This is a genomic window from Neoroseomonas terrae, assembly GCF_018129025.1.
GTDB classification, from domain to species: domain Bacteria; phylum Pseudomonadota; class Alphaproteobacteria; order Acetobacterales; family Acetobacteraceae; genus Neoroseomonas; species Neoroseomonas terrae.
In genome coordinates, this window is sequence record NZ_JAAEDI010000026.1 from 1 (window position 1) to 12,577 (window position 12,577).

7 protein-coding genes are annotated in these 12,577 nt (G+C 71.1%); all 7 read left to right on the forward strand.

Going from position 1 to position 12,577, the window contains the following annotated elements; all coding sequences use genetic code 11:
- Positions 1–186: 186 nt before the first annotated feature.
- The 7 genes from GXW78_RS21380 to GXW78_RS21410 all read left to right on the forward strand — a co-directional run bounded on the left by GXW78_RS21380 (position 187) and on the right by GXW78_RS21410 (position 12,576).
- Positions 187–1,497, forward strand: a complete 1,311-nt coding sequence (locus tag GXW78_RS21380) for a hypothetical protein (RefSeq protein WP_211870928.1) — start codon at positions 187–189, stop codon at positions 1,495–1,497.
- A 280-nt stretch (positions 1,498–1,777) separates the two neighbouring features.
- Positions 1,778–2,971 carry a hypothetical protein gene (locus GXW78_RS21385; RefSeq protein WP_211870929.1) on the forward strand — a complete coding sequence of 398 codons (1,194 nt, stop codon included), beginning with the start codon at positions 1,778–1,780 and terminating at the stop codon, positions 2,969–2,971.
- Between the two features lie 79 nt (positions 2,972–3,050).
- Positions 3,051–6,014: a virulence factor SrfB gene (locus GXW78_RS21390; RefSeq protein ID WP_211870930.1), complete on the forward strand. Its 2,964-nt coding sequence runs from the start codon at positions 3,051–3,053 to the stop codon at positions 6,012–6,014.
- A complete protein-coding gene (locus GXW78_RS21395) occupies positions 6,011–8,611 on the forward strand; it encodes a virulence factor SrfC family protein (protein ID WP_211870931.1) in 2,601 nt (866 codons plus the stop codon). The genes GXW78_RS21390 and GXW78_RS21395 overlap by 4 nt, the downstream gene beginning before the upstream one ends.
- Positions 8,608–9,741 carry a hypothetical protein gene (locus GXW78_RS21400; protein WP_211870932.1) on the forward strand — a complete coding sequence of 378 codons (1,134 nt, stop codon included), beginning with the start codon at positions 8,608–8,610 and terminating at the stop codon, positions 9,739–9,741. Before GXW78_RS21395 ends, GXW78_RS21400 begins: the two co-directional genes overlap by 4 nt.
- The gene (locus GXW78_RS21405; protein ID WP_211870933.1) at positions 9,738–11,660 is read left to right on the forward strand and encodes a vWA domain-containing protein; all 1,923 of its coding nucleotides are present in this window, start codon (positions 9,738–9,740) and stop codon (positions 11,658–11,660) included. Before GXW78_RS21400 ends, GXW78_RS21405 begins: the two co-directional genes overlap by 4 nt.
- Before the next feature lie 187 nt (positions 11,661–11,847).
- Complete coding sequence (locus tag GXW78_RS21410; protein WP_211870934.1) at positions 11,848–12,576, forward strand: ABC transporter ATP-binding protein; 729 nt, start codon at positions 11,848–11,850, stop codon at positions 12,574–12,576.
- Position 12,577: the final 1 nt, after the last annotated feature.

The window sequence follows — 12,577 nt, forward strand, 5'->3', positions numbered from 1 at the left end:
CCAACCCGCCCGCAGCGCCGCCATCCGTGCCCCCGGCACCGGGGGCTGGTTCGCCTGCGCCGCAACCCGGCGGGCCCGCTCCCCAAGCGCCACCCGCGCCGACCGCGCCGGGGGCGTCACCGGACGGCTCGGCGCCGAGGTTCCCGCCGGGCACGCTGAACTGATCGGCCAGGACGGAACGCGACCGTGGATTCGAGCCTGATCGCCACCACCCTCAACCGGGACCTGCTGGCGCAGGGCGTCGGCGGGCAGCTTGCGCTGCAGCACTGGGAGCAACTGACCCAGTATCTGCGGCGCGCACTCACGCCCGAGCATGCCGCCCTGTTCGCCGAGCCCAATCCGGACCCGGAGAAGGGCAGCATCGACTGGTACTCCCCCGGCAGCGGCCCGGCGGTGGCGATGACCGACCTCGACCCCGCCACGCAGGAGGCGGTGCGCGGTCGCCTGATGCCGATGGTGGGCGAGATCCAGGCCGCCGCGGAGGCGCTGCGCGGCTCGGCCAGCGAAGGGGATCGCTTCCTCGGCGAGTTGCTGCGGCTGGCGCTGGAGATACCTGATCCGTCCGCGATCCGCGTGCGGGACGGCGTGCCGGTGCTCGCCCCCTGGGGGCATGCGCTCGCTGGGCCGGGTGGCGTGCGCGAGCTGCTGGTCAAGATGATGCCGGTGCCGGTGGCGCCGATGACCATTGTGGGACCGCCAGCGGCGGCTGCCGCGGCGCGGGCGCGGATATGGCCGTGGCTGCTGGCCTTTCTCGCCGCGCTGCTGATCTTGTTGCTGGCGCTCTGGCTGTTGTGGCGCGATCCCTTCGGCTGGTTCGCGACACCGCAGGCGCAATGCGTGGCGCCGGAGCAGGAAATCGGCCGGCTGGACGTGCTGCGGGAGGAAGAGGCGAGAGAGGGCGCCCTGCGGGCCGAACTGGCGCGCATCGTTGCCGAGGCGGGCGAGCGGCGGCTGCTGTGCCGCCCCCCGGAACCGCCGCCACGCCCGCCCGAGCCGCCACGGCCGCCAGATCCGCCGCCGCCGCAGCCGCCCGCCCAGCCGCCGCAGCAACCGCCTCCGCAGCAGCCCCCTCAGCCGCCGCCGGAGCAGCCGCGCAACAACGACCTGGACCGGGCTGACCGGCAGGGCGCGCGGCGCGGGCGGACGCAGGTGATCCTGGGGTGGGATGACCGGAACGACCTCGATCTCGCGGTGATCTGCCCGAATGGGCAGCGGATCGACTACCGCAACCGTTCGGCATGCGGCGGCTCGCTCGACATCGACCGCAACGCGGCGGGCGGGCCGACGACGCGCACGCCGGTCGAGAATGTGGTGTTCGACCAGAACCCGGCGCCGGGCCGGTATCGGATCGTTGTGGACTATTTCGACCGTGTGGATGGGCCGAGCACGCCGTACCGCGTGACGGTGCGGCAGCAGGGCCAGCCGGACCGGGTGATCACCGGCACGGCGCGGCAGGGGATGCGGGACCAGGTGGTCGGGGAGTTCACGGTGCCATGATGGGCCATGGTGGATCAGGAGGGGTCTTGACCCTCCCGAACCCTCCCCACCACGGGGCCCCATTCGCGTTGCTCGGCAACGGGAACGGGAGCCCGCATAGGCCGAAGGGCCTTTCGAGACCTAGATTCGGCGCCGGGCACAGTGATCAGCCTGGGCGCGAGGCGGGCGCCTCGGGGCGCGTGGGCGGGCCGGTGAGCTTGGCGGATGAAGGTTTGCAAAGGCCCTTCGACCTTTGCCGGGGTGGTCCGAAGGGGCGTCGCCCCTCCGGCGGGTGCCGCGCATGATCCGGCTGGCCGCCACCCGCCCGCAGGACCTGCGCCTGCTGCTGCCGATGCCGCCGGCCGAGGCTTTCGCCGCCGTGCAGGCCGAGGCCGGGCGTCTTTCGCCCGCCCACGCCGCGCTGTTCGCGGTGCCGGTGATGGAAGATTCCGGCATCGCCTGGGGTGCGCCCGGGGCCCGGATGATGCGCTATGCGGACCTCGATGCCGCGTCGCGTGCGGCGCTGACGGCCGAGGCCGGGCGCATTCTCTCCGATCTGCGTCGGGAGGCGGAGCGGCAGGTCGCCGAGGGCGGTGGCGCGCTCGCGCAGCTGTGGCCGTCGATCGCGGAGGTTCCCTCCTTCGACCTCGTCTTCGCCGTTGATGGACGGCCGGTGCTGGCGGGCTGGGGGCATGTGGGCGCGGCGGCGCCGGGGCCGCTCGGGCTGCTTGCGCGGTTCGACGATGGCCGGCACTGGCAGGCGCCGGCGCGGCGGCCCTGGGGGGTCTGGGCGGTGACGCTCGGCGCGTTGGCTGTGCTCGCGCTGCTGGCGGGTCTGGTCGGGCCGCTGCTGGCATGGCGGTTCCTGACGCCGCCGCAATCGCAATGCGTGGCCGCGCCGGGCGACCTGGAGGCGCTGGCGCGGCTTGTCGAGGCCGAGCGTGGGGAGCGCGATCTGCGGCGGGAACTGGCGCGGCTGGAGGAGGATCTGGGGCGGCGGCGGCTGGCCTGCCCAATCCCGCGCGCGCCGGAACCGCCGCCGCCGCAACCGACGCCGCAGCCTGAACCCCAGCCGCCGCCGCAGCCGCAGCCCGAACCGGCGCCCGAGCAACCGCTTCCGATGCCGCCGCCCGAACCACCCCCGCCGCCGCCCGAACCGGAACCGCCGCCGCAGCAGCAGACCGGTCCGCCGCCCGGGACGCAGCCCTGCAACGTGGACCTGCAGTCCGGCGGTGCTGGGGAGACGCGGACGCGGCATTTCCTTGGCCCCACGCCGGGGCCGGTGACGCTCGACTACGATGCGCAGACGGTGCCTGACAGCATCGAGGTCCGGTATCGCGGCCGGGTCATTGCGCGCACGCCGGGCATGGTCAGCGGGCGCGGGCGGATCGGTTTCGACTGGCGGCCGCAGGGCGGGGACAATGTGGTCGAGGTCGTGGTGATCGGCCCCTTCGCGAATACGCGGTGGCGGTACCGCCTGAACTGCCCGAACTGATGCGGGCACGAGAGGACATGGCCACGTTGGCGCAGGGCGCCGCACTGCGGCACACTCGTCGGCGCGAGTTGGGGGGTTCATGAGCAGTTCGACCACGGCCGGCCTGATCAGCCTGGTGCCGTCTTCCGGCATCCAGTTCGTCGATATCGATTTCGATATCGACCGGCTGCCGCGCGGGTCGCGTTCCTTCTGGGAGGAAGCGCTGCGCGAGCAGGTGGATCACGAGGGCAAGTCGCCGACCATCCTGCGCGTGCTGGAACCGGACGAAGACGGCAACCTTGTCGATCCGGTGACGCGGCAGGTACCGCATGCGGAGGAGACCTATGCGATCTCCCGCGCACAAGCGCTGGAGCCGTTCCTGAACAAATGGCTGCCGCTGCCGTATTTCCGCGTCCATGCGCGCGGGGCGGATGGCAAGGAAGTGTATGACCGCGGGCCGTCCAACTGGGCGCGGGCCTATGTCGCGGAGTTTCCGCAGCGGGATGCGGAAGGGCGGTCGCACCGGCTGGTGCTGGCCTTCGACACGGCGCTGATGCCGCGCGTGCCGGAACGCCCCTATGTGGCGCCGGCGCCGGAGGATAGCGCGCGGCAGCAGGAATTCGCGCCGGTGTTCAACCATCCGGAGAATGCGTGGTTCCTGAACGAATCCTGGGTCGGGCAGTGGCTCGAGGAAGGGTTCCGCGAGCTGCGGCAGGCGCAGCGCGGCGGCCGGCCGCTGCGGCCGGAGGATTTCCCGCACGCGGCGGAGCATTGGGCGCGGTATCTGAGCTTCCTTGGGCTGCTGGATGGCATCGGCATCCTGCCGCGGCTGCGGCTGGTCGATGTCGTCTCCGACAATCGCGGCTATGCGCCGATCAATGTCGATCTGGTGATCGATGTCGGCAATGCGCGCACCTGCGGGCTGCTGGTCGAGGAAAGCCAGGATGCGCCGTCGCTGAACAATTCGTCGGTGCTGGCGCTGCGGGACCTGTCGCGGCCGGAACAGGTCTATGCGCGGCCCTTCGAAAGCCGGGTGGAGTTCGCGGTCGGGTCCTTCGGGCGGGATGCGATCTCGCGCCGGTCGGGGCGGGCGAATGCGTTCCGCTGGCCGTCGCCGGTGCGCGTCGGACCCGAAGCGATGCGGCTGGCGGCGGCGACGCAGGGGAATGAGGGTGCGACCGGCATCAGCAGTCCGAAGCGGTATCTGTGGGACCGGCGGCCGAATGTGCAGGGCTGGCGGTTCAACGGACGCGCGTCGGATGGCGTCACGACAGAACCGCCGGTGTCTGGGCCGTTCATGGCGCATGTGACCGAGACCGGCGAGGCGCTGCGGATGCTGCGCGGGCGCGGGCAGCCGGCGGTGCGGGCGCGATTCTCGCGCTCGTCGATGTACACCTTCCTGCTGGCGGAACTGTTGATGCAGGCGGTCAGCCAGATCAACGCGCCGGCGACGCGCGCGGCACGGCGCTTCGCCGATGTGCCGCGCAGGCTGCGGCGCGTGATCCTGACGCTGCCGCCAGCGATGCCGCTGGCGGAGCAGAAGATCCTGCGGGAACGCGCCGAGGGGGCGATCAAGCTCGCCTGGGACCTGCTCGGCTGGACCGAGGCGGGGCAGGCGGCGCCGCCGGAACCGCGCGTGCTGCTGAACCTCGACGAGGCGACGGCGACGCAGGTGGTTTGGCTCTACACGGAGATCACGCAGCGGCTGCAGGGCGATGCGCAGGGGATGTTCGAACTTGCCGGGCGGGTGCGGCCGGAACGCGGGCCGAACCCCTGCCTGCGCGTGGCGTCGATCGATATCGGCGGCGGCACCACCGATTTGATGGTGGTGACGTGGTCGGTGGAGAACCGCGACACCATCGTGCCGCGCCAGGAATTCCGCGAAGGCTTCAAGATCGCGGGCGACGAGGTGCTGGAAGGGCTGATCACGCACATCGTGCTGCCGCAGGTGGCGGATGCGCTGCGGACGGCCGGCATGTCGGACCCGAACGCCTTCCTGCGGCAGACGCTCGGCGGCGATCGTGGCGGGCAGTCGGAGGTTGACCGGCATCTGCGCCGGCAATTCGTGAGCCAGGTGCTGGAACCGGTCGGACTTGCGGTGCTGCATGCCTATGAGCGCATCGAGGGGCGCGAGATGGGCGAGGTGTTCCGCGCCACCGTCCGCGCCGTGATCGATGCCGGCGCGCAGCCGGCGAATCCGCGCGCCGTCGCCTTCTTCGAGACGGCGGCGCGGCAGGCCGGCGCGCGCAGCTTCGCGATCCAGGATGTCGAGATCGCCGCCGATGCACGGCGCGTCGAGGCCGTGGTGCAGGCGACGCTGGGGCCGGTGCTGGCCGATCTGTGCGAGGTCGTCTGGCATTATGACTGCGACGTGCTGCTGCTGTCCGGCCGGCCGTCTCGCCTTCGGGCCGTGACGGATATCGTGCTGGCGAAGTCGCCGGTGCCGCCGCATCGAATGATCGGCATGCATCGCTATGCCGTGGGTGGCTGGTATCCGTTCCGCGACGCCAATGCGCGCATCGAGGACCCGAAGACCAGTGCTGCGGTCGGCGCGATGCTGTGCGCGCTGGCGGAAGGGCGGCTGGAATCCTTCCTGATGCGGACCTCGCAGCTCGCGATGAAATCGACGGCGCGATTCATCGGGCGGATGGAAATCTCGGGGCAGATTCGCGAGCAGGGCGTGCTGCTGTCGGAGGTCGATCTGGAGAAGCGGCCGAATGCCGGCGACGGGGTGGAGTTCACCATGACCTTCGCGGCGCCGACCTTCCTCGGCTTCCGGCAACTGCCGATCGAACGCTGGCCGGCGACGCCGCTCTATGCGCTGGAATTCGCGAACCCTGAAAGCGTTCCTCGCATGGCGCTGCCGCTGCGGGTGAAGATCCGCCGCGCGGACATGGACCCCGACGCGCCGGGCCAGGAGGAGAAGCGCGAGGATTTCTGCGTCGAGGAGATCGAGGATGCGGAAGGCACCGCGCTGCGCCGCACCGATGTGGAAATCAGGCTGCAGACGATGAAATCCGAGGCCGGTTACTGGCGCGATACCGGCGTGGTGGGGATGGCATGAGGCTGGATACGACGTCCGACGCGGCGCTTGCCGCCGCCGCCCGTGGTACGGCCGAGGCGGCGTCCGAGGCGGTCACCTGGCTGACCGACAACCGCGCCAAGGTGCGGGAGGAAGCGCAGGCCGTCGCGCGCGACTTCCGGAAGTTCGCGCGGCGCGCGCGCAAGCTGGAAGTCGCCGCCGAACGGCCGATGTGTGTTGCGGTGTTCGGGCCGTCGCAATCCGGCAAGTCGTACCTGATCTCGGCGCTGGCGCGGCGCGGGCAGGAACCGGTGACGGCGCTGTTCGACGGCGCGGCGCTGGATTTCGTGCGCGACATCAACCCGGAAGGTGGGCAGGAGGCGACGGGGCTCGTCACGCGGTTCACCATGCGGCCGCCGGTGACGATTCCGGGGTATCCGGTGGCGCTGCGGCTGCTGTCGCAGACCGATGTCATCAAGATCTTCGGCAATACCTTCCTGGAGGATTTCGATCCGGCGGAGGTGGATATCCCCTCGCCGGAACTCGTGCAGTCGCATTGCGCGCGCTTCGCGGGGAAGGCGGGCAGCGGGCCGGTCGATCATTTGACCGAGGATGATGTCGACGATCTGCGCGAGTATTTCGAAGGGCTGTTCCGCGGCCATCCGCTGGTGCCGGGTCTGGGTTCGGCCTTCTGGGTGCTGGCGGCGTCGATCGCGCCGAGGCTGCCAGTGGGGGAACGCGCGGCGTTCTTCTCCATCCTGTGGAACGGGCACGAGGCCTTCACCGCCGCGGCGCGCGAATTGCTGATGGCGCTCGCCGCGCTCGACTATGCCGATGAGGCCTTCGCGTCGCTCGATGCGCTGTCGCCGCGCGAGACGTCCATCATCGATGTGCGGACGCTCGCGGCGCTTGGCGATCCCACGGATGGCAAGCTCGCGGTGCGGACGCGGTCGGGGCGCCAGGCCTCGCTGCCGCGGGCGGCGCTCGCCGCGCTGGTCGCGGAGCTGACCATCGCGCTGCGTGACAAGCCGTGGGATTTCTTCGAGGTAACCGACCTGCTCGACTTCCCCGGCGCACGGTCGCGCGAGAAGCTGACGCAGCCCGAACGCTTCCTCGCGGACCGGACCAAGTTCCCCAGCCTCTTCCTCCGCGGCAAGGTCGCCTACCTGTACCAGCGGTATTGCGCGGAGCAGGAAATCACCTCGATGCTGCTCTGCATCGGGCCATCCAACCAGGAAGTCCGCACCCTGCCGCGGATGATCAAGGATTGGGTCGATGGCACGCTGGGCGTGACGCCCGAGGAACGCGCGCGGCATCGCAACGCGCTGTTCCTGGTGTTGACCAAGTTCGACACGGAGTTCGAGGAGAAGAAGGGCGCGGCGGAGGGCACCGGCAGCCGGTGGAGCATCCGGCTGAACGCCTCGCTGCTCGATTTCTTCGGCAAGGAATATGACTGGCCGCGCAACTGGGCGGCGGGCAAGGCCTTCGCCAACACCTATTGGATGCGGAACCCGAACGTCGCGGCGAAGCATATCCTCGACTATGACGAGCAGGGCAGGGAGGCCGCGCCGCGTGCCTCCGAAGCCGCGCGCATCGCCCGGCTGCGCGAGGAATTCGTCACCAACGACGATGCCCGCCGCCACTTTGCCGATCCCGAGCGCGCCTGGGATGCGGCGATGACGCTGAACGATGGCGGCATCTCGCATCTGGCGGACAGCTTGCGGCCGGTCTGCGATCCGGCGATCAAGCGCGGGCAGATCGCGGCGCGGCTGGAAGTGCTGCGCGGGGACATGGCCGGACGGCTCTCGCCCTACTGGCATTCGGGCGATCTGACGGCGGAGCTGAACAAGCGGCGCGAGGAGGCGCGCGTCGTCAGCCGTGCGCTCGTCGCCTGCGCCTCGGCCCAAGCCTTCGGGCGGATGATCCGAAGCCTGCAGGTGACGCCGGAGGAGCTGACCTCCGCCTGGTGGCGGATGCAGACGGAGCCGGAGGAGGACAATTCCCCGGTCGGCGTGCGGGCGGGGGAGGAGGACTACCTTGCCGCGCTCGGCGACCTCGTCGCACCGGCCGCGCAGGGCGAGCACCGCGCGCGCGATGCCTTCGAGCGCTACGCGGACCTCGCCGTCGCCGAATGGGTGGACAAGATGCACCGCGCCGCCGCCGAGCCGGAGACGGCGGAGCAGCTGAAGCTGCCGCGCGATGCCGCCGCCGCGCTGGTCGCGCAGATCGGCGCTGGGGCGCGCCGCACGGGGCTGTCGGCGCGCATCGCGCAGCGGCTGCGGGAGGCCGCGTCCTATCGCCAGAAGCTGTCTGAGAGCGCGTCGAAGCCGGTGATGGTCGCGGAGGGCGTGGTCAACCGTTACGTCCATACACTCGGCTACACCGACCTGCCGCCGGACCAGCGGCCACGCGCGGGGCGCACCGAACGCCCGGTCTTCGCGCCGCGGCCGCCGGTGAACGGCATGCCGCATCTGGGCGCGCAGCCCGAGGCCTATGACAAGCAGTTCCACGTGGACTGGATCAGCGCCTTCTCCCGGCTCGCGGAGGAGAACGTCACGGCACCGGGCGGGCTCGAGATCGACGTCGCTGAGAATGCGCGGCTCGGGAAGATCCTGGGCGCGCTCGGCCAGGCTGCATGAGTGCGGTCCTCGCCGCCGCCGATCCCGCCCATCCGGAAGGCGGGCACGCCATCATCCTGCTGCAGGGGGTGACGGACCCGCCGGCCGATCCGCGCTTTCGCATTCTGCGCGAGGGCTGGGCCAAGGGGACGCTCGGCGCCGAGGGCTGGCAGGTTAGCGACGCGATGATCGCGCCCGATCGCGTGGAGAGTTCGCCGCAGGGCGTGCGGCTCTATCTCGGGCCGCATATCGTTGACTGGCTGGAAGCCGGGCCGGTGCAGTTCCGCCTGCCGGGCGCGCGGATCGAGGCGCCGCTCTTCTGGCCCGACGTGCCGCCGCTGCATGGCGGGTCGGGGCACACGATTGCTGTGCCTCCACCGGCTGCCGCGCGGCCTGCGCCGTCGCTGGCCGCTGCGCCGTTGCCCAGCCTGCCGATCGACGATCCGGACGCCACGATCGCGATGGCGCCTCGGCAGGTGCCGCCGCCGCTGTCGGTGCCGCAGGCGGCGCCGGTCGCGCCGCCTGGAAGGCCGATCTGGCCGTGGCTGTTGCTGGTGTTGCTGTTGGTGCTGGCGGCGGGCGGGGGCGCTTACTGGTGGTTCGTGCTGCGGGAGCGGCCGGTAGTGGCGCCACCACCACCGGAAGATCCGATCGAGATCGCCCCGGAGCCGCTGCCGCGCAACCTCGCCCCGATCACGCCAGCGCCCGAACCGCCGGCGCAGCCGCAGCCCGAGTTGCCGCCCGTGCGGCCTGGCGTGGAGACAGGCGCGCCGCCCAGCATGGACGGACTGACGGTCGCCGAGGTGATTGAGCGCGCGACATCGCCCGCCGCGATCGCCGACGAGGCCGCGCGGCGCTACGCGACCGGCCGCTACGACGATGCGCTGCTGCTGTGGGAAGCCGCGGCGCGGGCGGGGAATGCCGCGTCGCTCGCACGGCTCGCGCGGCTGTATGATCCGGTCGGGTTCCAGCCGGGCCGGCCGTTCCGTGGCCCCGATCCGCGCCAGGCGGCGCGGCTGTATCGCGACGCCGCCGCCGCCGGCGACACCACCGCCGCCGAACCACGCGCGCGGTTGCGGCAGTGGCTCGAGGACCGGGTGCGGGAAGGCGACTTCAACGCGCCGCTGACCATCAGGGATTTCTGGCCATGACCCCGCGCCGCATCCTGCTGCTGGCCTCGGCCGCCATCCTGTCGAACGTTCAGACCGTGCAAGCGCAGCAGCGGGCCATCCGCCCGGCGCAGGCTCGGCAGCCGCTGCTGATTCCCGGCAAGACGACGCTGTTCCAGCGCGTGATCTTGCGACCCGGCGCGACGCTGCACGCGCAGCCGGGCGCGGCGCAGGGGCAGCCGATCGCCGGATTTACCGTCGCGCATGTCTATGCCCGCCGCGACGGCTGGGTAGAAATCGGGCGCGAGGCGGATGGCCGCACCGATGGCTGGGTGCGGGAGGACCGCGCGATCGACTGGCGCCACACCATGGTCGGGGCCTTCACCAATCCGGCCGGTCGCGAGCGCACGATGTTCTTGCGCGATGCGGCGTCGCTGCGGGGGCTACTGTCGGCGCCGGACATGGCGCAGGAGGCGGTGGCGCTGCGGGCGGCGGCGGGGCAGCCGGGCAGTCCCGTGGTGGCGCTGGAGCCCGAGACCTTCATCGATATCCAGCGCAACTTCTACCTGCTGCCGATCCTCGAGGCCGAGACGGTGCAGCGGCGGGACGGCACGCAGATGCGCGCCTTGGAGGTGATCTCCGCCCCCGCCGAGCTGCGCCAGGCGCCACAGCAGGCCGATCCCGCACGGCTGCGGGACTTCCGTGGCGGCGTCGTGTTCGTGATCGACACGACGATCTCGATGCAGGCGTCCATCGACCGCACGCGGGAGGCGATCCGGCGCATCGTCGGGCGCATCGGCGACACGGCGGTGCGCGACAATTTCCGCTTCGGGATGGTGGCCTATCGCGCCGACATCTCGACGCGGCCGCAGCTTGAATATGTGACCCGCCTGGTCGCGGCGCCGGACCTCTCGCAACCGCCGGAGGCGATCCTGCCGGCGCTGGAACAGGTGCGCGCTGCGACCGTCGCGACCGAACGCTTCGACGAGGATGCGATCGCCGGGCTGCGCGTGGCGATCGACCAGGTGGATTGGCAGGCGTTCGGTGGGCGCTACGTGGTACTGATCACCGATGCTGGCGCGCTCGACGCTACCGACCCGAAGTCGCAGACGCGGCTTGGCATCGCGGAGATCAAGGCGCTGGCAGAGGCGAGGGGTATCGCGCTGTTCGCGATCCATTTGCTCACGCCGGAAGGGCAGTCGAACCATGCCCATGCTCGTGCGCAGTATACCGAGCTGACGCGGTATGGCGCGGCGGGGTCGCTGTACTTCCCGGTGGCCGGCGGCAGCCCGCAGGCTTTCGACCGCGTGGTCAACGGGCTGACCAACGCGCTGTTCCGTCAGGTGGCGGATACCGTCGGTCGACCGATCGGCGGCATCGAGCCCGCGCGCACGCCCGAAGCCGAGCGCATGGCCCAACAGGTGGAGATCGTCGCGACAGCGATGCGCCTCGCCTATATGGGGCGGGAAGGCGGGACCACGGCACCGGATGTGGTGCGGTCCTTCACCACGGATCGCGACCTGCGCGACCCGACGGTAACGGCGCTGGATATCCGCGTCCTGCTGACGCGCAACCAGTTGTCGGACCTGTCGCAGGCGCTGACGCGCATCCTGGATGCGGGGCTCGCGGGGCGGACCGATCCGCGATCTTTCTTCGGTCAGTTGCGCGCAGCATTCGCGGCGACGGCGCGCGATCCGGCGCGGCTGGGCAATCTGTCGCGGGTGGGGCAGGCGCTGGGTGAGTACCTGGATGGGCTGCCGTATCAGAGCCAGGTGATGGATCTGTCGGAGCAGGATTGGATCGCCTCCGGCGCCGCCGGACAGCGCGAGATCATCAACAGCATCGAGCGCAAGCTGCGGCTGTACCAGGAGTTCGCGGCGCGGCCGGATCTGTGGGTAACGCTGGATGGGCGGCCGGGTGGTGAGGCCTTCTTCCCCGTGCCCTTCGACGCGCTGCCGTGATGTCGGCGGTCGAATTATTCGACCACCGGGATCAGTCGCTGCATGCCTTCCGGCGGCGATCGCGGTCCATCCGCGCCGTTGGCCTTCGCGCTGTGCGGTGCCGCCCTGGCGACCATACGCGGTTTGCATGCCACCGTGTTTCGCACTCGTGGTCCAGTGCGGGGTATGGGGCCGAAGGGCCATCCGTATGACGCCACTCCTGGCGCTGCGCGGCGTCGCCAAGGCCTATCGCGGCGATGCTGCGGCCTTCGCGCTGGAGGTGCCCGAGTTCGACTTGCTTGCAGGTGAGGCCCTGGCGCTGGCTGGGCCGTCTGGCAGCGGCAAGTCGACGCTGCTGATGATGCTGGCGCTGGCGTCTCCGCCGGATGACGGGGAGTACGTCTTTGCCGGCTCGGACGTCGCAGGGCTGTGGCGCAAGGGACGGCGCGATGCACTGGCGGCGCTGCGGGCGCGGAAAATCGGGGTCGTGCCGCAGACGGGGGGGTTGCTGCCCTATTTGACCGTGGCGGGGAACATCGCGCTGACCCAGCGGATCGCAGGCTGCGCGGACCCGGCGCGGGTGCTGGGGTTGGCGGAGGAACTCGGCATCAGCGCGCAGCTGCGTAAGCGTCCGGCGGCACTGTCGGTCGGGCAGCGGCAGCGGGTGGCGATCGCGCGCGCGCTTGCGCACCGGCCTGCGCTTGTACTGGCGGATGAGCCGACGGCGTCCGTACATCCGGAACTGGCGGATGCGGTGCTGGCGCTGCTGAAGCGGGAATGTGCGGCGGCGGGCGCGGCGCTGCTGGTGGCGACGCATGATCCCGATCGGGCGGCGCGCGCCGGCTACCCGGTACTGGCCTGCGAGACCCATGCGCCGGGGGCGGATGGTCTGGCGCGATCGGTCTTCGCGCGCGCGTCGTTGGCGAAGGCGGCCTGAC

Coding starts and splice junctions, on each gene's coding strand:
- GXW78_RS21385 (WP_211870929.1), top strand. CDS start 1,778: ATGATCCGGCTGGCCGCCACCCGCCCGCAGGACCTGCGCCTGCTGCTG.
- GXW78_RS21390 (WP_211870930.1), top strand. CDS start 3,051: ATGAGCAGTTCGACCACGGCCGGCCTGATCAGCCTGGTGCCGTCTTCC.
- GXW78_RS21395 (WP_211870931.1), top strand. CDS start 6,011: ATGAGGCTGGATACGACGTCCGACGCGGCGCTTGCCGCCGCCGCCCGT.
- GXW78_RS21400 (WP_211870932.1), top strand. CDS start 8,608: ATGAGTGCGGTCCTCGCCGCCGCCGATCCCGCCCATCCGGAAGGCGGG.
- GXW78_RS21405 (WP_211870933.1), top strand. CDS start 9,738: ATGACCCCGCGCCGCATCCTGCTGCTGGCCTCGGCCGCCATCCTGTCG.
- GXW78_RS21410 (WP_211870934.1), top strand. CDS start 11,848: ATGACGCCACTCCTGGCGCTGCGCGGCGTCGCCAAGGCCTATCGCGGC.